This window comes from Kitasatospora purpeofusca (assembly GCF_034043715.1).
In the GTDB taxonomy this organism is placed as follows: Bacteria; Actinomycetota; Actinomycetes; order Streptomycetales; family Streptomycetaceae; genus Kitasatospora; species Kitasatospora purpeofusca_A.
Genome location: NZ_JAXCLC010000011.1, coordinates 72,959 through 90,054, shown reverse-complemented (window position 1 = coordinate 90,054; position 17,096 = coordinate 72,959). Strand labels below are relative to the sequence as shown.

Annotated in this window: 27 protein-coding genes; all 27 read left to right on the top strand. The window is 71.0% G+C overall.

All coding sequences use genetic code 11. The features are described from left to right. The first annotated feature begins 6 nt into the window (after positions 1 to 6). The 27 genes from SM793_RS08450 (at position 7) to SM793_RS08320 (ending at position 17,013) form a co-directional block, all read left to right on the top strand. Entirely contained in the window at positions 7 to 1,080 is a 1,074-nt protein-coding gene (locus SM793_RS08450; protein WP_320437436.1) for an AAA family ATPase, read from the top strand. Positions 1,081 to 1,316: 236 nt separating this feature from the next. Further along, the gene (locus SM793_RS08445) at positions 1,317 to 2,456 is read left to right on the top strand and encodes a hypothetical protein (protein ID WP_320437435.1); all 1,140 of its coding nucleotides are present in this window, start codon (positions 1,317 to 1,319) and stop codon (positions 2,454 to 2,456) included. A gap of 49 nt (positions 2,457 to 2,505) precedes the next feature. Continuing rightward, positions 2,506 to 3,408, top strand: a complete 903-nt coding sequence (locus SM793_RS08440; protein ID WP_320437434.1) for a helix-turn-helix domain-containing protein — start codon at positions 2,506 to 2,508, stop codon at positions 3,406 to 3,408. Between the two features lie 98 nt (positions 3,409 to 3,506). Continuing rightward, positions 3,507 to 3,896 carry a hypothetical protein gene (locus SM793_RS08435; protein WP_320437433.1) on the top strand — a complete coding sequence of 130 codons (390 nt, stop codon included), beginning with the start codon at positions 3,507 to 3,509 and terminating at the stop codon, positions 3,894 to 3,896. 86 nt (positions 3,897 to 3,982) lie between these two features. Beyond that, positions 3,983 to 4,387: a hypothetical protein gene (locus SM793_RS08430; protein ID WP_320437432.1), complete on the top strand. Its 405-nt coding sequence runs from the start codon at positions 3,983 to 3,985 to the stop codon at positions 4,385 to 4,387. Positions 4,388 to 4,435: 48 nt separating this feature from the next. Beyond that, complete coding sequence (locus SM793_RS08425; protein ID WP_320437431.1) at positions 4,436 to 5,260, top strand: hypothetical protein; 825 nt, start codon at positions 4,436 to 4,438, stop codon at positions 5,258 to 5,260. After that, positions 5,253 to 5,459, top strand: a complete 207-nt coding sequence (locus SM793_RS08420; RefSeq protein ID WP_320437430.1) for a hypothetical protein — start codon at positions 5,253 to 5,255, stop codon at positions 5,457 to 5,459. The genes SM793_RS08425 and SM793_RS08420 overlap by 8 nt, the downstream gene beginning before the upstream one ends. Beyond that, positions 5,456 to 5,578 carry a hypothetical protein gene (locus SM793_RS08415; RefSeq protein WP_320437429.1) on the top strand — a complete coding sequence of 41 codons (123 nt, stop codon included), beginning with the start codon at positions 5,456 to 5,458 and terminating at the stop codon, positions 5,576 to 5,578. Before SM793_RS08420 ends, SM793_RS08415 begins: the two co-directional genes overlap by 4 nt. A 91-nt stretch (positions 5,579 to 5,669) precedes the next feature. Continuing rightward, on the top strand, positions 5,670 to 6,101 hold the full coding sequence (locus tag SM793_RS08410) for a hypothetical protein (protein ID WP_320437428.1): 432 nt from the start codon (positions 5,670 to 5,672) through the stop codon (positions 6,099 to 6,101). A gap of 59 nt (positions 6,102 to 6,160) precedes the next feature. Further along, positions 6,161 to 6,637, top strand: a complete 477-nt coding sequence (locus SM793_RS08405; RefSeq protein WP_320437427.1) for a hypothetical protein — start codon at positions 6,161 to 6,163, stop codon at positions 6,635 to 6,637. A 61-nt stretch (positions 6,638 to 6,698) separates the two neighbouring features. Continuing rightward, positions 6,699 to 7,178: a hypothetical protein gene (locus tag SM793_RS08400; RefSeq protein WP_320437426.1), complete on the top strand. Its 480-nt coding sequence runs from the start codon at positions 6,699 to 6,701 to the stop codon at positions 7,176 to 7,178. Between the two features lie 11 nt (positions 7,179 to 7,189). Continuing rightward, positions 7,190 to 8,683 (top strand): DNA cytosine methyltransferase, encoded by a 1,494-nt coding sequence (locus tag SM793_RS08395; protein WP_320437425.1) that lies wholly within the window; start codon positions 7,190 to 7,192, stop codon positions 8,681 to 8,683. Between the two features lie 114 nt (positions 8,684 to 8,797). Further along, a complete protein-coding gene (locus SM793_RS08390) occupies positions 8,798 to 9,238 on the top strand; it encodes a hypothetical protein (protein WP_320437424.1) in 441 nt (146 codons plus the stop codon). Between the two features lie 115 nt (positions 9,239 to 9,353). After that, positions 9,354 to 9,701 (top strand): hypothetical protein, encoded by a 348-nt coding sequence (locus SM793_RS08385; protein ID WP_320437423.1) that lies wholly within the window; start codon positions 9,354 to 9,356, stop codon positions 9,699 to 9,701. Between the two features lie 140 nt (positions 9,702 to 9,841). After that, positions 9,842 to 10,489: a hypothetical protein gene (locus tag SM793_RS08380; RefSeq protein WP_320437422.1), complete on the top strand. Its 648-nt coding sequence runs from the start codon at positions 9,842 to 9,844 to the stop codon at positions 10,487 to 10,489. A gap of 287 nt (positions 10,490 to 10,776) precedes the next feature. Further along, positions 10,777 to 11,013: a hypothetical protein gene (locus tag SM793_RS08375; protein WP_320437421.1), complete on the top strand. Its 237-nt coding sequence runs from the start codon at positions 10,777 to 10,779 to the stop codon at positions 11,011 to 11,013. Positions 11,014 to 11,300: 287 nt separating this feature from the next. Continuing rightward, positions 11,301 to 11,597 carry a hypothetical protein gene (locus SM793_RS08370; RefSeq protein WP_320437420.1) on the top strand — a complete coding sequence of 99 codons (297 nt, stop codon included), beginning with the start codon at positions 11,301 to 11,303 and terminating at the stop codon, positions 11,595 to 11,597. Between the two features lie 84 nt (positions 11,598 to 11,681). Then, positions 11,682 to 12,242 carry a hypothetical protein gene (locus SM793_RS08365; RefSeq protein WP_320437419.1) on the top strand — a complete coding sequence of 187 codons (561 nt, stop codon included), beginning with the start codon at positions 11,682 to 11,684 and terminating at the stop codon, positions 12,240 to 12,242. Next, positions 12,239 to 12,712 carry a hypothetical protein gene (locus SM793_RS08360; RefSeq protein ID WP_320437418.1) on the top strand — a complete coding sequence of 158 codons (474 nt, stop codon included), beginning with the start codon at positions 12,239 to 12,241 and terminating at the stop codon, positions 12,710 to 12,712. Before SM793_RS08365 ends, SM793_RS08360 begins: the two co-directional genes overlap by 4 nt. 39 nt (positions 12,713 to 12,751) lie before the next feature. Beyond that, on the top strand, positions 12,752 to 12,892 hold the full coding sequence (locus tag SM793_RS08355; protein WP_320437417.1) for a hypothetical protein: 141 nt from the start codon (positions 12,752 to 12,754) through the stop codon (positions 12,890 to 12,892). A gap of 31 nt (positions 12,893 to 12,923) precedes the next feature. Further along, complete coding sequence (locus SM793_RS08350) at positions 12,924 to 14,054, top strand: hypothetical protein (protein ID WP_320437416.1); 1,131 nt, start codon at positions 12,924 to 12,926, stop codon at positions 14,052 to 14,054. 128 nt (positions 14,055 to 14,182) lie between these two features. After that, the gene (locus SM793_RS08345; RefSeq protein ID WP_320437415.1) at positions 14,183 to 14,464 is read left to right on the top strand and encodes a hypothetical protein; all 282 of its coding nucleotides are present in this window, start codon (positions 14,183 to 14,185) and stop codon (positions 14,462 to 14,464) included. 62 nt (positions 14,465 to 14,526) lie between these two features. Continuing rightward, positions 14,527 to 14,910: a hypothetical protein gene (locus SM793_RS08340; protein WP_320437414.1), complete on the top strand. Its 384-nt coding sequence runs from the start codon at positions 14,527 to 14,529 to the stop codon at positions 14,908 to 14,910. Positions 14,911 to 14,969: 59 nt separating this feature from the next. Then, positions 14,970 to 15,320: a hypothetical protein gene (locus SM793_RS08335; protein WP_320437413.1), complete on the top strand. Its 351-nt coding sequence runs from the start codon at positions 14,970 to 14,972 to the stop codon at positions 15,318 to 15,320. A 66-nt stretch (positions 15,321 to 15,386) separates the two neighbouring features. After that, a complete protein-coding gene (locus tag SM793_RS08330; RefSeq protein WP_320437412.1) occupies positions 15,387 to 15,740 on the top strand; it encodes a hypothetical protein in 354 nt (117 codons plus the stop codon). A gap of 20 nt (positions 15,741 to 15,760) precedes the next feature. Next, positions 15,761 to 16,417: a hypothetical protein gene (locus SM793_RS08325; RefSeq protein WP_320437411.1), complete on the top strand. Its 657-nt coding sequence runs from the start codon at positions 15,761 to 15,763 to the stop codon at positions 16,415 to 16,417. Next, positions 16,414 to 17,013 carry a hypothetical protein gene (locus SM793_RS08320; RefSeq protein WP_320437410.1) on the top strand — a complete coding sequence of 200 codons (600 nt, stop codon included), beginning with the start codon at positions 16,414 to 16,416 and terminating at the stop codon, positions 17,011 to 17,013. Before SM793_RS08325 ends, SM793_RS08320 begins: the two co-directional genes overlap by 4 nt. The last annotated feature ends 83 nt before the right edge of the window (positions 17,014 to 17,096 follow it).

Below are 17,096 nucleotides of genomic sequence, written 5' to 3'. Positions count from 1 at the left end.
GGCGTCGTGCCCTGGCCCTTCATCCTCGCCGAGGGCGAGGAGGGCGCCGGAAAGTCCTACCAGGCCATCGAGTTCAGCAAGTCCGAGCATGTCGGCCAGATGTACGTCATGGACCTCGCGGAAGGCTCCGCCGACGAGTACGCCGGCATCCCCGGCGCCGACTTCGAGGTGATCGTCCACGACGGCTCCTACCAGTCGATCGCCGAGCAGGTCGAAGCGGTGTGGTGGGAGGCCCGTCTGGCCGCCGCCCGCCGGGAGAAGCCCGTCGTGTTCGTCATGGACTCCGGCTCGGCGCTGTGGCGGATGCTGTCCAACTGGACGTACGAGCGGGCCAAGCGCAGCGACCGCAACCGCGCCAAGCTCGCCGAGAACCCCGACGCGATCATTGACATCGGCCGCCACCACTGGAACGACAGCGTCGAACGGTGGGCGAAGATCATCTACATGCTCCAGACCATGCCGGGCATCGCGATCATGCTGGCCCGGGGCAAGGAAATATCCGCCACGGACGGCAACGGGCAGCCGCTCGTCGTCCGAGGCAAGGCCGTGAAGGAGTGGAGGGTCAGCACCCAGAAGGACACCGGCTTCGACAGCACGGTGTGGGTGCGGATGCGCCGCGACAAGCCCACCGAGCTGGTCAAGGCCCGCACGCTGCGCTTCCGGGTCGAGAGTGGCAGCCCCAAGCCGCTGCCGGACTTCTCCTTCGAGAAGCTGATCTTCGACATGCTCGGCTGCTCCATCGACTCGCAGCCCCGCGACATGCCCGAACTGGTAGGCGACCGCACGGGTCCGTGGATGAAGCGCATCGCCGAGGCCACCGACCGCGACGCCTGCCTGGCCCTGTGGACCGAGCTGGACGCGTGGGAGGCGACGGGCCTGACCGAACCGGAGTGGAACACCGTGCGTAGCGCGGTCAGGGCTCGCGCCGCTCAACTCGCGGCGCCCAAGCCGGGCATGGACGACGCCTCGGACAGCGACGCCGCCCGGCTGCGTGCCGCCGCCGAGGCGCAGCAGGCCGAAGCCGACGCCGAAGTCCTCGGCGACCCGCCGACCCCGGCGCCGGCGCCTGCCGCCGCGTAGCGGAGCAAGGCCGGGCCGCCCCGAACAGGGCGGCCCGGACCCGCCCGTACAAGCCATGATCAGCAACTTCCGCCCGGCACCCCTGTGCCACGGCGCGGCCTGCCATGCCCGCTGCGACTGCGTCGGCGGCTGCGACTGCCCGCCGCCCCCTGCGGGCCTGCGGTAGAGCCTTCCCCTCTCCGGGGCGAGGCCCCGACGCCTCGCCCTGCCCCTTGACCTCTTGGAGCAGTACACCCATGTCCACCCCCGTTCTGGAACGGCCCGAGTCGCCGTCCATCTGGGTCGCGGCCGACGCCGCCGACCAGGCCCGGCCCCGGTCCCGGCAGCGCCAGCTCGGCGCGTCTGACCTCGTGTGCGAGCGCCGGGCCGCGTACATCTACCACGGCTGGGCGCGTACCGATCACGTCGTCAGCCCTGCCGCGATGCTCGGCACCTACATCCACGAGGGCCTGACGACCGCCGCCCGCAGGGAGTTCGGTTGGCTGGTGGAGAAGAAGGTCGCTGACGCGGCGATCCGCGGCAGCATCGACGTGGTCCAGCTCGACCGTGTCACCGCCCGGCAGCTGCCGCGCCGCCTGCGTCCCAGGGTGCCCGCCGATGTGATCACCGTTGAGGACATCAAGACGCGCACCATCTACCGCTGGGACGAGGTGCTGCGGTACGGGGCGACCGCCGGTGAGCTGCGCCAGGTCATGACGTACGCCCGGCTGCTGATGACCGGAGGGTTCTCCGACGACGACGGCCAGCGGGTCCTGGCCCGCCTCGGTCCGCTGCGGGTCGAGCGGATCCGGCTGCGGTTCATCTGCCGCGACGACGGCGCCGAGCACATCCAGGAGGTCCCGTACGACCCGGAGATCGCCGAAGAGGCCGTGTGGTGGCTGGAGCGGATCGCCGACACCGCGCACCCCGAGGAAGCGCCCCGCACGTTTCTCGGGCCCGGCATCGACGCCCAGTGCGACTTCTGCCCGTTCGCCACGGCCTGCTGGGGCCAGCCGGCGGACGGGCGGCCGGTGCAGGCCAACATCGTCCACGACGACGCCGACGTGGCCATGCACCTGGCGGACTACGTCAACGCCCACCGCGAGTGGGCGGACGCGGACCGAGTCAAGAAGTTCGTGCGCAAGGCCGTCGACGGCGCGAAGGCAGGCCCGTACGGCCGCAACGTCCTGCACTGGCAGGGCGAGGACAAGCGCACGGAGGAGCCCGACATCCGGGCCATGATCGAAATCTTCGACAGCCTTGACGCGCCGATCCCCACCGTCCCGGACACGGACCGGATGGTGAAGGCCCTCGTCACCGCTGGCATCGCCGTGCCGCTGCGCACGGTCACCAAGAAGGCGTCCCGCCGGATCGACGTCCGGGCGGCCCCGGAGTGAGCAGGACTCGCCATCGCACCGCACCGCGCCACCGAGGGGGAAGGCCCGCATGTCGATTCACCTGATGCTCATCGCGGCCTACCTGCCGCCGGACATGGTCACGCCGACGGAGAAGCTGGCGCTGATGAAGATATGTGACAGCGCCGACGACGAGACCCGCATCTCGCGGCCGGGCCTGCACCGGCTGACGGCCTGGACCGGGATCAGCGAGAAGCGCACCATCACGCTCGTCACCCAACTGGTGAAGAAGGGGCTGGTGGAGCGGATCGAGGTCGGCAAGATCGGCCGGACGGCGGTGTACCGGGTGTTCCCGCTGGTGCTGCCGACACTGCCGCACGCGGATGAGCTGCACGAGCGGCGCAAGGCGGCCTCCACAACGCCGCGCAACCCCCGGCTCGCCCGGCCGGGTGTCGCCCGCGCCAAGCCGGTGGCCCCGGCGCGCACCTACATGGACGTCGAGAGGAGGGAGGCGCGGGCCGCCGAGGCTGATGGGTTCCCCCAGGGCGACCCACCACCGGACCCGTCCCGGGTTACCCAGGGGGAACCCAGTCAGTTCCCCCAAGGGAACCCAGTCAGTTCCCCCGGGGGAACCCCTTCTTTTCCTTCTGTTCCTACCTCTGACCTTCCTGCCCCCCTACCCCCCACGGCTGACGCCGCAGGGGAAGCCTCACCACTCCAGGGGAAGGCGGGGCGTGCGTGCCCTCGGCACAAGCGGGTGGCGAAGAACTGCCGGGCGTGCGGGACCAGCGCGCGGGTGGCCCGGGAGGCCGAGGAGAAGCGCCGTCAGGAGGAAGCGCGTCGCGCCGAGCAGGCACGGTTCGCGGACTACCTGCGGGACGGCGAGGCGCAGCGGCAGCTGGCCAGGGAGCGGCCGGACGATGTCCAGAGCGCGCGGGCGAAGGCGATGGAGGTGGCGCGTGGAGCCCGCCAACGAAGCCGATATAACGAGTAGGTAACGGGAGGTCAGGTGTTGTGCCACTCCCGCGAATGAGTATAGAATAGAGACATGAAGGGAGGGGGGAGGCCCCCTCGGTCAGGAAAGGAAACGGGATGCTGCCCACGCTCACCACCGCCAAGGACTCGAAGGGTCGCTGGACCTACGCCCTCGACTACACGAGCATCCTCGACCCGCTCGTCCGCGCCATCGCCGTCGAGCGCATCGAGGATGAGGGTGTGGACCGCGACCTCGACGAGATCGCCGACCTGGCCAGCCGCGTGAAGGGCGCAGTCGACAAGGATGCGGCGGACAGTCCTGCCGCCGAACTGTCCTGGAGGGTCGACCAGTTCGTCGCCTCCCTCGGGCTCGGCCGCTACGACTTCCCGGCCGAGCCGAACCGCTTCGACATCGGGAACGCCCGGGTCGTCGCCTACAACATGCGCGCCATGGCCGACGCCCTCACCGCCTGGGCCGACCGGCACGCCGCCGATCAGGCCGCCTGACCCCCCATGGCCGGGGGGAGCGCATCCCCCCGGCTGCGACTTGCATGGGGACTCATTCACGAGTCCCCGGCTACTGGAGATTAGCCGTGACGCTGCCCGACACCCCCGTCCTCGCCCCCTCGTACAGCCCGATCACCGAACTCGCCCGCCACCGCGGCGTCACCTTCCACATCGCCAGCCGCCGCCAACACGCCAGCCTCCTCCTCCACCTCCCCGACGGCTCCCTCCTCGACATCACCGACGACGGCGTCGGCGGAGCCACCGCCCGCAAGCCCAGCGGCGCCACCGGTTGGAAGGCCGCCCGGATCCTTCCCACCGGCCACTACACCCCCCTCTACGACTCGACCCTCCTCGGCCGCTACCACCACCTCGGAACCGACCCCGACCCCCTGCTCGCCGTCCTCGCCCGCTACCTCCCGCCCCCGCCCGCCATGCCCGACCCCCGCACCCGCCGCAGCCACCTGCTGCGCCGCCTCCTGCGCCTCACCTGACCCACACGGCCACCAGTACCACCGCCCGACGACCTCTTGGAGAACCCCGTGCCACTCGCACCCACGCCCGACCACGACCGCGTCACCGACCCCGCCTGGCTCGCCCTCTACGCCATCTACGAGCCCCTGATCACCCCGCTGCGCCGCCGGGGCCTCGTCACCGACATCGACGGCTGCGGAGGCAGCAACCTCATCCACGCGGCGCTGCCCGACGGCACGCACCTGTCGATCGGCCCCGGCGCCGAAGCAGGCGGACTCCCCAGCCACATCGACGGCACCACCGAGTGGCTGGTCATCCGGGAGAGCGACGACAACCCGACCGTCGAGCACGTCGTCTACGACTCCACGCCCATCGGGCCCGACGCGCCGCACGGGGCGTTCCTCGCCCCGCTCCTCGTCGCCATCGATGCGTTCCTCGCCAGCCGCGGCATGCTCCCCGAGCCGGTCACCCACTCCGCCGTCGTCACCGTGACCACCGTCCACGAGTATGGCCCCGCCGCCTACGCCCCGACCCGGCCCCTCGACTCCGTGACGGAGGCCGCGCAGCGGGCCGCCGAGATCGCCGAGAGCTTCCCCGGCGACATCATCCAGCACCACGCCAGCCGCGACTGGCCGCGCTACGTTCTGGCCGACGGAGACCGCCTCGTCGTCGTGCAGGTCACCCTCGCCGAGCTGATCCCCGGCGACCACAGCCTCGGCGTCCGCTGCTACTGCCCCTTCGCTCACCCCGAGACGAAGGAGGACGAACTGCGCCTGCGCGAGGGCATCGAGTATCTCCACCGGATCGGCGACGCGAAGGGCCTCTACATCGCCATGGTCCGCTTCTACACCGCCCGCGACTGCCCGGCCCGGAAGGCCAGCCGGCATGCCTGACAGCACCCCCGCAGCGCAGCCCGACGACCCGCACCCGGCCCTGCGGCGCCTCTCGGACTTCCTGTGGGCCTCCCCTCCGGAGCTACGGCCCCTGCTGTCCCCTGCCGGGCCCCGCCGCCGGGCGGCCGACCGGCTCGGCCACGCCGACCTGGACACCACGACCGCCACCTACACCGCGACCCCGGAAGAGACCGAATGAACGCCGTAGAAGCAGCCGCCCTCGCACTCGCCGCCCTCGCGCTGCTGGGCGCCGTGTACGCCCTCTGGACCGTCGTCCGCATCCCCAGGTCCGTCCGGCAGACCCGCACCAAGTCCTGAACCCGGCGAACAGCCACCACGCCCCGGCCCGCGTTCGTGGGCCTGGGCCACCCCGACAGACCTCCACCACGCACACGAAAGGCGCCACCTGATGGGCAGGGCCTACCACCTCGACGGCGAGCACTCCGCCACCTACTTCCTCGACCACTTCACCCACGCGGCAGTCCTGCGGGCCATGGACGGCTTCGGCATGATCCAGGACCTGGACGTGCTGCGCCTCGCCGAGACCGCCGTCGACAGCGCCTTCCGCAGGGGCGACCCCGTGGACGACTCCGCCACCAAGGCCCTCGTCGAAGCCCTCCGTGAAGCGGGGACGGCCGAGCCCACCGGCATCCCCCGGCACAAGCTCGCCACCGGCGAGGGCTGGCTGATCACCCCGCCCGAGATCACCGCCGCCCTCGACACCTACCAGCGGGCCCCGCACGACGACCGCGCCGCGACCAGCGCCCGCATCGACGACTGGGACGGATGGATCGGCTTCCTCCACCTCGCAGGCGACCTCGCCGGCATCCGCAGCCACTGACCACCACGACCAACCGGCGGGCCGCAACGGCAACCCGCCCCCCAACGGAGACGAACCTGATGGGCTTCCAGCTCAACATCGAGACGACCGACGGCACCGACGACCGCACCTGCTGGCAGTCGTTCAGCAATGGAGGGATGGCGGCGATCCGAACCGCCATGAGGGACTTCGGGATGCTCACCGATCCGCCGGTGCCCGACCACGTGCTGCTCAGCACCTTCGGCCTCACCCGCGACGACTTCGCCGGACCGGACCAGGTCGTGCCGGGCAAGGAAGCCGACCTCGCCGCCGTCCAGGCCGCCTACGACGCGAGGATGAGCGCCACCGAAGCGGAGATCAGAGGCATCCCGCACTACAAGGTCGACGGCAACGACGGCTGGCTGATCGCACCGGCGGAGATCACGGCGGCGCTCGCCACCTACGACGCGGCCCCGGCCGGACGGCGAGCCGATATTGAATCCACCTACAGCGACTGGGCTCCGTGGCTGGCGTTCCTCCGCCGGTCCGTCGACCACACCGGCATCCGCGTCTACTGACCCACACCCTCAACCTGCCTGGGGACACTTCAAGTGTCCGACCTGACCTCTTGGACTTCCGATGACCGAGCACCACAACGCCGAACCCGCACCCTCCGACGACGACCTCCTCGCCCGGCTCGCCCACCGGGCCCTCCACGGAACCCGGCCCGCCAGTGCCGTTGTCGGCGACATCGAGATCGTCATGGGCCCCGACCACTGGGCGAAGGCGATAGAGCCCTACCGCGGCGAGCTGTTCAATACGGCCGACAGTCAGGACGCCGCCAGTCGCGTCACGCCCGCCGCCGTCCGGGCCCAGCTACCGCCGGCGGACGAGGTCACGCTCCTGCGCGAGCGCATCCGCGACGCCGTGGTCTCGCTGGAGAACATCCACGACCGGCTCATCTTCGACAACCCGGACGCCGCCGACGCCATCGTGGCCGTCACCTACCACCTCAGCCCCTCCGGCGAGGATGACAGCGAGCCCCTGGAGCCGGGCGCCGCCCCCGGCAGTCAGGCGCCCCCGCCCTCCCGCCCCCTGTCCGGCCGCAACGAGAGCTGAGGGGAGCCACCGTGTCCGTCAAGTTCATCGACTTCCTCTGCGGCGCCGGCGGCTCCAGCACCGGGTTGGGCGAAGCCGGGCTCGAACTCGTCCTAGGCGTCAACCACTGGGCGCTCGCCCTGGAGACCCACGCCGCCAACCACCCCAAGGCCGACCACCTGCGGATCGACGTCAGCGCCCTGCCGATGCGCTACCTCCCGAAGGCCGACGTGCTGTGGGCCAGCGTCATCTGCACGGAGATCAGCCCCGCCGGAGGGCGGCCCCGCGAAAACCGGACCTTCGAACTTCTCGAAGGCGACGACGAGTTCAAGACCCTCCCCGACGCGGCCTTCGAGAAGACCAGGGTCACGGCCTGGTGCGTCGTGCGAGCCGCCGAAGTGCACAAGTACCGGGCGATCGTCGTCGAGAACGTCACCGAGTTCGCCACCGACTGGGTGTTGTTCCCGACGTGGATCGCAGCCATGCAGGCCCTCGGCTACAACTACCGAGTCACATCGGTCAGTTCGGCCCACATCGGAGACGCCGACAACCTCCACGCCCCGCAGTGGCGGGACCGGATCTACGTGACGTTCACCCGCCGCGGCATGCGCAAGCCCAACCTCACCCCGTCACCCGCCGCGTTCTGCTTCGAGTGCGGCGAGCACGTCAACGCCGTGCAGACGTGGCGCGACCCGGCGGTGACCATCGGCAAGTACGGCGTCAAGTACGACTACCGGTGCCCCAACTCCCGATGCAACCGGGCGCTCGTCGAGCCGTTCGTCCGCCCCGCCTCGGCCGCGATCGACTGGACCGACCTCGGCAAGCGCATCGGGTCACGCCGAAAGCCGCTGGCCGACACCACCATGGACCGCATCCGCGCCGGCATGGCCCTGTTCCCCCACGTCCCGTACTCCGTGACCCTCACCCACGGCAAGAACGGCGGAGACCGCGCCTACGCCCTGCACGAGCGGCCGATGCCCACCCGTTCCACCAAACAGGGCGAAGCCCTCCTTGTCCCCACCGGCGGCTCGTGGAACACCACCCCATACCCGGTCGGCCAGCCGATGCGCACCCGCACCACCCGCGAGTCCGAAGCACTGCTCACCCCGCCGTCGCCGTTCGTCGTGGAGTACCGCAACCACTCCACCGCGTCCAGCGTGCACAGCCCGCTGGCCGCCGTCACCGCGCAGGGCAACCACCACGGCCTGGTCCTGCCCGGCGGCCGCATCGACCCCCGCGACCGCAACACCCTGGTCGTCCCGTACCGCAAGGCCGCGCCCAAGCACGCCGGGATGCCCTTCCACACCCTGTCCACCAAGCAGTCGGCGGCGATCGTCGTCACCGAGGAGTCCATCGCCGACTGCTGGTTCAGGATGCTGAAGCCGAAGGAGCAGCTCGCCGGGCAGCGGTTCCCGGACAGCTACATCGTGCTCGGCAACGGCGCGGAACAGACCATGCAGGCAGGCAACGCCGTCAGCGTGAACGTCGCCCGCTGGATCGGCCGCCAACTGCTGGCCGTCCTGTGACCGACCCCCCGGCCCCGTTGCCGCCCCGGCGCCCCACCTCCTGACCACCACCTCCTTCGCCGTCCGCGTCCCGACCGGGGCGCGGACGGCCACCACCGAGAAAGCCCCCGACCTGTGTTCACCGCCCTGCCCGACACCGACCTGTTCATGCCCGCCTGCTTCCGCGACCCCCGCTACAGCCCCCCCGAGGGGACGTGGAAGACGAAGGGCGGCCTCACGGAAATCTGCGAGCCGGCGCTGCCGAACTGCACGCCCTGCCCGCACCGCGCCCAGTGCATCAGCCAGGTCGCACCCCACGCGCGGAAGTTCGACGGCGTGTGCGGAGGCAGGATCTGGCTCGACGGCGAGGTCATCGCCACCGCCGACGGCGTGGACGAGGAGGACCTGCCGCTGCCCGGGAAGGCCCGCGACACCTGCGGCACCACCGCCGGCGTCGACAAGCACCACGACGTCGGTGAGCAGAAGTGCGAGGCGTGCCGAGAGGCCGCCGAGGCCGCCGCCGAGCAGCAGCCCGCCGAGACGGAGGGACAGCTGACCCTTGCCTTCGCAGCCTGAACGGCCTGCGCCCGCCGCCCGAGCGCGCTCCCCGAGCCACTGGCTGCCGCCGCCCACCTCCCGACCCCCTGAACGGAGAACCTTCACCTTGCCGCACGACCCGACACTCGCCGACATGGCGGCCCACGCCCTCGCCGCAGAGCGGACCGAGCAGCGCCACGACAACCGGACTTCCGCCGCCGACGCCGAACGCTACGCCCACAGCCACGCCTCGAACGTTCTCGGCGCCGACCCCGCCGCGTTGCTGAGCTGGGAGCACACCTTCACCGACCCCGGCGAGCTCTACGCCGCCCGGGCCCCTCTCCACGGCACCCCGGGCTGGTACCTGCGATGGGCGACCGACGAAGAGGGCGACACCATCACGTTCGACCTGCACCGGCCCTGCGCCGAGGGCGGCCACCACGATCCGATCCGCAGCCTCGCCGAACTCGGCGAGTTCCTGGAGCAACTGAACAACCGCTGACCCGCCGTCGCGGGCCCGCACCGTGCTGGCACCCGGCGAACGCCGGGAACGATGCGGGCCCACGACCTCAACCCGACCCACCAGCAGACACACCCGCGGCCCGGATGGGGCGGCCGTGGGTGGCCACCCGAAGGAAACCGATGAGCACCACCAACACGACCAGGGGCCCCGTCCCCCTGGTCATCGGCCTCGACCTGTCCCTCACCTCCACCGGCGTCGCCGGACCGGACTGGGCGGACGCCCTGCGCCCCAAGACCGGCATGCGCGGCCACGCCCGCCTGGACTGGCACCTCGAAGCGATCACCGACCGGGTCCGCCACGCCGACCTGGTCGTGGTGGAAGGCGCAGCGTACGGACACGGCGCGCAGGCCGGGCACCACGAACTCGCCGGACTGTGGTGGATGGTCACCCAGGAGCTGTGGCGCCGACGCATCCCCTACGCGCAGGTCCCGCCCGTGCAGCGGACGATCTACGCCTGTGGCGTCGCCAACCCCGCCAAGGAGCACCCGAAGACGGTGCGTGCCCGCGTCGCCAAGGGCATGGTCCGCGACGCCGTCGCCGAGCGGTACGGCCTGGAGTGCGACGGCGCCGGACGCTACGACAAGGCCGACGCCTGCATCCTCGCGCACATGGGCCGGGACTGGCTCGGCCACCCGGTGGTCGACCTGCCGGAGCAGTACCGCCGCGCCCTTGCCGGTGTCAGCTGGCCCGCGCCCCTTGGAATTCGTCATGCAACGACCAACTCCGTTGAGTCGGCCGGATCCTGTGGGGGCTCCTGTCGACGGTGATCGATCGCCACTTCTGGGGCGGACTCCGGCAGGAGTCCGCCCCCAGAAGTGGCGGGTTGGATGCGTGATGCCGCAGAGTCGGCGCCCACTGGCCGTGCAACTGGGTGGCCAACTTGGCTGGGCTAAAGCCGAGTTGATGGACTCGGAGTTGGACGCCGACTCCGGGAGAGTATAGAATCTAGAAGGTAAGGCAGGGGGAGACGCCCCCATCTGAGAAGGGAAATCCCACGTACGCCAGCCTCGCCACCACCGTCGCCGCTCGCATCTACAACCCGGGCATCCAGGCCGTGGCCGTCCTCGACTCCGTGTTCGTGGAGGTCACTCCGGAGGACGACCGCACGGTGGAGATCACCTTCACCCCCGGTGGCCAGCAGGGTTGTATCCGTGTCGACTTCATCCTCCTGGATGCCCGCAAGGTCCACCTGGACACCGTGACCGGGACCTTCCCGGCCGATCAGGCCGAGGGTGGCGCCTACGGGGCCCTCTTCGACGTGATCGACGCCCGGTACCCGCCGGTCTCCTGAACCCCGCCCAGTCCGGGGGTCGCACTACGCGGCCCCCGGGCGGCCAGCCCGCCCTGGCGGATTGTGCGCGCCATTGCGCCCGGCCGGCGCCAGGGTTGCCCTTCCGGCGTCATCGCCATGAAGTTCGGCCGCCGTGCGGCCCCGCTTCTAGTCGGGGGTGTGAGGGGGTCCAAGTCGCCTGCTTGTGCGGGAGTTGATGGTCTCGGGAGAGTGGACACCCCCTCTCAATGAGTATAGAATCTAAGTAAGAGGTGGGGGAGACGCCCCCACTCAAGAAGGGAAACCCCATGTACGCCGCCGTCGCCACCGCCACCGCCGAGCTGATCCACAACCCGGGCATCCAGGCCCGCGCGGTCCTCAACTCCGTCTTCGTGGATGTCACCCCGGAGGACGACCGAATCGTCAAGATTGCCTTCGTCGACGCCCCGGAGCAGGGCCACATCCGCGTCGACTTCATCCTCCTGGACGCCCGCAAGGCCCACCTGGACACCGTGACCGGGACCTTCCCGGCCGGGCAGGCCGCAGGCCAGGTGCACCGGGCCCTCTTCGATGTGATCGACGCCTGGTGCCCGCCGGTCTCCTGAATCCCGCCCAGCCCGGGGGCCGCACCACGCGGCCCCCGGGCGGCCATTCCGACACCCGCACCACCACCAGGCAGGGAGGCCGACATGCCCACCACCGCAGTGCCCGCAGACCGACGAATCCAGATCACGGCAGGAGAGTACGAAGGCCGACTCGGGACTGTGCTCGTCACCGGGCCGGAGGGCAGCTGCACAGTACGGGCCGACGACGACCCCGCAGGCAGGGCCCTGCCCGACCAGCCGCACGAGTTCACCGCGGCCGAGTCCAACGCCCTGCTCGTCGGGCCCACGGGAACCGCCCTGCGGGTAAACCTCCCGACCGGCCGCCCACAGCGCCGGACCGCAGCCGCCCAGATCCTCGAAGGCGAAGTCGAGTACATCCGCCTGGCCGCATGCGTCCACGGAGTACCTGTCCTCAGCCTCGCGGTCCTCCGGCACGGCGCCGACCAGCCGGTCAATCACTACGCCACGCTCATCACCGAGATCCTGCCGGGCGGCCCTGGCCGCAACCTCCGGGGACCTGTCCTGTTCTTCGGCGCGGCCGACGATCACGGGTGGCCCACCGACCTGGGCGCCAGGGAACGCCAGATCATCGAGAAGTTCATCGGGGCGCTGCGCACCGAGTTCTCCAGCCCGCTCCGGCCGTGAAGATCCGCATCGACCTGCGCGTCAGCCTGCATGCGGATCGGTGGTCCGAGGCTGCGGGCAGCGACCCTGCGGACGCTGCCCGCGATGCCTGCTGGTACCTGAGCGACGCGGCCTGCAGTATCCCGCACCTCGGCGAGGACGGCTGTCCGGCTGACCTATACGCCCTGCCCGGCTGGACCGAGGAACAGGACCTGCTCGGCGCGGTCGACATCGGCACACGCTGGAACGTCGAGTGCCCGGCGGCCGACTGGATCACCTGGCGCGCGAACCCCGCCTTCCACGCCGACTGGCACACGATCCCCCCGGTGGAGGCGCGCCAGGACCTCGCCCGGACCGTGATCGACGGGCTCGCCGGCATGGCGCTGATCGCGGACTCCCGGGCTGTCGTCACCCTGACGCGCCCGTGGCACGAGGTCTACGACCACCGCGAGCAGGCACGGCCCGAGCTGCACCGAAGGGGTCACGAGTGAACCGTACGGAAGCCCGCCTGGCCGGAACAGGGTGAGGTCGTGCTCGTCGCCCAGTACGACATCACCTGCGCCCGTTGCGGGTTCACCGTCGAACCCGGTGACTTCGTCGGCTGGGTCTTCGACGAGCTGTGCTGCGAGGACTGCGTCTACGCCCACGAGGCACTGATCACCCTGACCTGAACACCCATCAACGACAGGAGAGTTGAAAGACATGATCAAGACCTTGGCCTTCGTCCTGGATCCGGACGGGACGCAGGACGAACTCGGCGGCCTGGTGGGCCGCCCGCTGGTCGTTCACACGTCGGCCGAACAGTCCGTGCTGGACTCGAACCTCGGCCCCGGCTACTCCTCGCTGCCGATCGGCCGGTACATCCTGCACCACGGCAACGGGCCGTTCGAGCAGGAGAGCAACCGCTATGCCCAGCAGCTGTGGACGGGCCTCGCCGGCGGCGGACGGGCCCCGCTCTTCCGGGGCTCCGTGTTCGTCACCGGCCGACGCCGAGCCGACGGCACCTATCGGGATCTCGCCCGGGGCGAGATCACCCGGCTGTCCGGCCTCGCCGACTCCACCCAGTGGGTGCACCCGGGCGGCCCGGTCGTCTCCGCGGCGCAGTCGCGGGGCCTGCGCAGTGAGCAGTGCGACGCCTTCGCCGTCCACCGGGACCGGGCCAGCGGGGTCTGGGCGTTCGTGGTCTGCGACGGTATCGGGGACGATGGGGAGGTCGCCGAATTCGTCCAGCACTTCGCACCGTTCCTGGCCCGCTCGGCGGCGGCCACCGGCTCGCCCGGGCACGCGATCAGGCTCGGGCGGGACGCGGTGCCGGACTGGATGGAGAGCACCGGCAGCTGGGTAGCGGGCACGACGGCCGTCGTCGTGACCTGGCACCCCGCGTGGACGGGCCTGCGCGTCGGCTGGGCGGGCGACTCCCGCGCCTACGCGATCAGCCCGACCGGCCTGGGTGAGCTGCTGACCACCGACCACAACCTGGCGCAGAAGAAGAGGTCCCGGAACCTGCCCGTGGGTCCCCACGACCACCACAGCCTGTTGTCGGACCTCGGCTACGGGGAGATCGGCGAGCGGACGGTCAGCCGGGACCGCGTTGACCGGATCCTGCTGTGCAGCGACGGCGCCTACCAGCCGCTGGAGGAAGCCGGCGGGCGGCTGGCCGGAGGGTTCGGCGCTTACCCGGCGACGGTCCTCGACCTGTACCCGGCGAAGTCCGCGGCGGGGGTGCTGGTCAGCGACGCGGTCGAGCGGGCCCGGACGGCCAGCCTGCGAGGCCCGGGAGACGAGCACGCAGACAACGCGACCGCCCTCGTTGTTGCCCTTCCGATGTCCTGACCTGCGGAAACGCTCGGCGTCCACCGGTTGAGAACTTCCCGCCGAAGTGGACCCCCATTCATGATGAGTATAGAATCTAAATCAAGAGGGAAAGGGGGAGGCCCCAACCCGAAGAGGGAGGAATCGCCGTGAACGCCCTGACCGCCGCTGCCGCCGCCGAAGCCCGCCACTACGCCAGCGTCGCCCGCTCCCGCGCGGCCCGCGCCGAGCAGGACATCCACCGCCTCACCCTCTCCGCCGCCGCCCTCACCCTCGACTCCGTCGGCCGGCTCATGGCTCGGCCCGGCCGGGACACCGCCGTCCTCGACGCCCTCGACATCGCCGAGAACTACGCCACCAGCGCCGACGCCGGGCCCGGCGCACTGCCCCGAGGCTTCTCCCTTGCCGTCCTCGACTACCTCACGGCCTGACCGCCCCGCCGGCGGCCAGGCCACCCCGGCCGGGCCGCCCACCCCAACCGGAGGAACATCCCATGACCGTCGCCGCCATCGACTCCCTCAACTTCTCGATCATCGAGATGCGCTGCCCCGAGAGCCACATCGACACCGTCATCAACACGCTGAACGACGCCGACCCCATCCCCGCCGTCATCAACAACGCCTTCAACATGGTCGCCACCGCCAGCACCGTCGCCTGGGTGATGCGCCACGCCGACAACCAGGCCCTCACCTACCACCAGTTCCGCGACCTGGTGCGTGCCCGCTACTTCGGCGACCTCTTCCGCCACGCCATCTCGATCGGCGCCGACTTCGACCAGATCGGCGACCTCGCCGAGCGAATCACCTCCGCGCTGGCCGAGGACCCGCAGCTCAACTCCTGGTCCCGTCCGGCCGCCCTCTCCGGCCTGAACACCTAGACCGACCAGCTCACTTCACCGACCCACCAACCAGACCAGTACACCGACAGGAGCACACCATGAGCATCGAGATCGGCCCCGACCTCTCCGTTGGCATCGCCGAGATCCGAGGCCCCGAGCACCACCTCTTCGCCATCCTTGACGCCATCGACTCCGCCGACTGCATCAGTGCGGGCCTCGTCTCCAACGGCTTCTGCATGGTCGAGCACGCCATCTCCGTGGGCTGGGGCATCCGGCCCGACTCCTTTGGCGCGCTGACGTTCCGCCAGTTCCACGACCTCGTCCGCGACCGCTACTACGCGGACCTGTACCGGCACGCCCTTGCGATCCGGGCCGACTACGAGCGGATCGGCGAGGTCGTCGCGGACATCGCGGTCGCGCTGCTCAACGACCCGCAGCTCAACTCCTGAACTTCTCCCCTCCCGGCCCGGCCGCCCCGGCGGCCGGGCCCCTCCCGAAGGAACACCCCCCCGGTCATGACCCACAGCCCGAGCCCCGACCTGTCCGCCCCGCTCCGCGACCAGCTCGCCTACGTCCCCGAGCACCACCTGCCCGCCGTCGTCTCCCAGGTCGTCGGCCACAGCCTGCCCCCCGCCCAGGTCCACGCCGCCGGCGCCCTGGTCGATCACGCCATCACCGTCGCCTGGGCCAACCGCCTTCCCGGCCTCTACCGCCTCGACCTCGGCCAGTACCGGCACCTCATCCGTCACTTCCACTACGCCGAGCTGTTCCACGGGGCGATCCACCAGCGTGGCGACCTGCGCAACGTCGCCGCCCTGGCGGCCCTCGCCTCGACCTGCGTCCTCAACAACAGCGACCTGCACCACTGAGTGCGGACCGGAGGCATCCCATGAACACCCCCGCGCCGAGCGTGCCCCAAGCGGTCTTCAGCACCCTCGTGTCGGCCACCAACATCGCCGCCGCCAGCTCCATCCTGTCCGGAACGCCAGGACGGGTCGACCTCGTCATCGACAGGGACTCCCTGACCGGCGCGACCCACGTCCTCGGCTACGCCGACGGGCGGCTCCTAGCCCGGGAGCGTGTCCCGTTCAACCCCGCCGAGGTCCGCCTCCACCTCCACGACCTGCACTCCGGTCCGGTCAGCGCGGAACGCAGCCACGCGTGGTTCGAGGCGGTCAAGGAGGCCGCCGCCGACGCCCCGGAGCCCGTCGCCGAGATGCTCACCGAGAGGGCCCACGCCTACCACCGCCCCCACCGGTGCGAGGGCTGCGGAGCAGTGGAGCCCCTTTCGGACGCGCCCCGCTGGTCGGTCGCCCTCGACAAGGACTGGGAGATCACGGGCGTTGCCGCGGGGGACCTGACGGAGGGCGCGAAGCGAGCCGTCCTCGACGCCGACGGGTTCGCGTTCGTCATCAACGCCCACTCCATCCCCTCGGCCTACGACCGGGCCCTCACCGTGCTTGATGACCACTTGAACGGAGATCCGTACATCGACGACCACTACTGGGTGCTGTCCCTCACGACACCCCGCGAGGAGGACCGGTGAGCACGCCCCTGCCCGCTGCTCTGCGGGCCGTGAGCGTCCACCTCGGGCTCCGGCCGCACATCGAGCGGACAGCCCGCGAGACGGTGGACGCTGCGATCGCCGGCGCCTACGGGCACCGCCCGCGCGAGCTCCGGGGGCTGACCCCCGAGCAGTACGGTGAACGCCTCACCGCGACGGCGGGCCCGGCCTTCTTCGCCTACACCGCACTCCACCTGAGCGGCGAGTACGGGAGGGCCGCCGCCCACCTGCTGCACACCCTCGACGCCCAGGCGAGCGGAGAGGCCGCCCGGCCCGGCCCTTCCCGGGACCCGGCACGCGGGCTCAACAGTGCCGGGGCCCCTCGCCGTCCGTGCCGAGGCGTCTTCCACCACGGCCCCGGGCTGGCGGACACCCTGATCGGCCTCCAGGCCGAGGTCACCGCCGCCGCCGAGCGCCTGAACAGCTTCGACTACGAGCGCGCCGACACCGCCACGCTCGCCATCGCCGCCCGCCTCACCGGCGCGGGCACGATCAGCGTCCGGTTCGCCACGGCCATCGCCCGCCACCTCGTCGAGACCGAGGCGCAGCGCCTGACCAAGGCGCCGCCCTCCGGCTGACCCCTCCCTCTCCCGCCATCCCTGCGGCCCGGCCGGTCGCCCCCCGTGACCGACCGGGCTTCTTCATGCCCAAAATCCGAGGA

What these genes read in the sequence shown, in the direction of transcription:
- SM793_RS08445 (WP_320437435.1), top strand. Translation starts at nt 1,317, where the DNA reads ATGTCCACCCCCGTTCTGGAACGGCCCGAGTCGCCGTCCATCTGGGTC.
- SM793_RS08440 (WP_320437434.1), top strand. Translation starts at nt 2,506, where the DNA reads ATGTCGATTCACCTGATGCTCATCGCGGCCTACCTGCCGCCGGACATG.
- SM793_RS08435 (WP_320437433.1), top strand. Translation starts at nt 3,507, where the DNA reads ATGCTGCCCACGCTCACCACCGCCAAGGACTCGAAGGGTCGCTGGACC.
- SM793_RS08420 (WP_320437430.1), top strand. Translation starts at nt 5,253, where the DNA reads ATGCCTGACAGCACCCCCGCAGCGCAGCCCGACGACCCGCACCCGGCC.
- SM793_RS08415 (WP_320437429.1), top strand. Translation starts at nt 5,456, where the DNA reads ATGAACGCCGTAGAAGCAGCCGCCCTCGCACTCGCCGCCCTCGCGCTG.
- SM793_RS08410 (WP_320437428.1), top strand. Translation starts at nt 5,670, where the DNA reads ATGGGCAGGGCCTACCACCTCGACGGCGAGCACTCCGCCACCTACTTC.
- SM793_RS08405 (WP_320437427.1), top strand. Translation starts at nt 6,161, where the DNA reads ATGGGCTTCCAGCTCAACATCGAGACGACCGACGGCACCGACGACCGC.
- SM793_RS08400 (WP_320437426.1), top strand. Translation starts at nt 6,699, where the DNA reads ATGACCGAGCACCACAACGCCGAACCCGCACCCTCCGACGACGACCTC.
- SM793_RS08385 (WP_320437423.1), top strand. Translation starts at nt 9,354, where the DNA reads ATGGCGGCCCACGCCCTCGCCGCAGAGCGGACCGAGCAGCGCCACGAC.
- SM793_RS08380 (WP_320437422.1), top strand. Translation starts at nt 9,842, where the DNA reads ATGAGCACCACCAACACGACCAGGGGCCCCGTCCCCCTGGTCATCGGC.
- SM793_RS08370 (WP_320437420.1), top strand. Translation starts at nt 11,301, where the DNA reads ATGTACGCCGCCGTCGCCACCGCCACCGCCGAGCTGATCCACAACCCG.
- SM793_RS08365 (WP_320437419.1), top strand. Translation starts at nt 11,682, where the DNA reads ATGCCCACCACCGCAGTGCCCGCAGACCGACGAATCCAGATCACGGCA.
- SM793_RS08350 (WP_320437416.1), top strand. Translation starts at nt 12,924, where the DNA reads ATGATCAAGACCTTGGCCTTCGTCCTGGATCCGGACGGGACGCAGGAC.
- SM793_RS08340 (WP_320437414.1), top strand. Translation starts at nt 14,527, where the DNA reads ATGACCGTCGCCGCCATCGACTCCCTCAACTTCTCGATCATCGAGATG.
- SM793_RS08335 (WP_320437413.1), top strand. Translation starts at nt 14,970, where the DNA reads ATGAGCATCGAGATCGGCCCCGACCTCTCCGTTGGCATCGCCGAGATC.
- SM793_RS08330 (WP_320437412.1), top strand. Translation starts at nt 15,387, where the DNA reads ATGACCCACAGCCCGAGCCCCGACCTGTCCGCCCCGCTCCGCGACCAG.
- SM793_RS08325 (WP_320437411.1), top strand. Translation starts at nt 15,761, where the DNA reads ATGAACACCCCCGCGCCGAGCGTGCCCCAAGCGGTCTTCAGCACCCTC.